1 protein-coding gene is annotated in these 350 nt (G+C 74.0%); it reads right to left on the bottom strand.

From position 1 onward, the window contains the following. Positions 1-350, bottom strand: a 350-nt coding sequence (locus ACEN88_RS34750) for an SCO family protein (RefSeq protein WP_413346966.1), incomplete at both ends; no start/stop codon positions are given.

Below are 350 nucleotides of genomic sequence, written 5' to 3'. Positions count from 1 at the left end.
TTTCACCACCCCCCCCCCCCCCCCCCCCCTGCCGCTCCGTCGCGGGGGCTCGGAGATGTGAAAAACACACCCCCCCCCGCTTTCTCTCCGCGGCCGCGGCGGCGCCGTCGCGCGGATCGATGGAGAGGCCGACGAGGCGATAGTCCCCGGCCGCGAGCCCGGACAGCGCGAGCGCCTGCAGCACGCCTTCGAACACCGTGCTGCACAGGTTCGGGCACGTGTAATAGCCGGGCACCAGCACCACCGGACGGTCGAACAACGCGGCCAGCCGGACGGGTTGCCCGGCATCGTCGCGCAGCACGGCGTCGAGCGGCAGCCGGGTGCCGGGCACGGGATCGAAGCGCGCGGCC

It is taken from the genome of Massilia sp. CT11-108 (assembly GCF_047302915.1).
GTDB classification, from domain to species: Bacteria; Pseudomonadota; Gammaproteobacteria; order Burkholderiales; family Burkholderiaceae_D; genus Telluria; species Telluria orientalis.
Note: the sequence above shows the minus strand (reverse complement) of the source record. Positions and strands in the feature narration are given on the sequence as shown.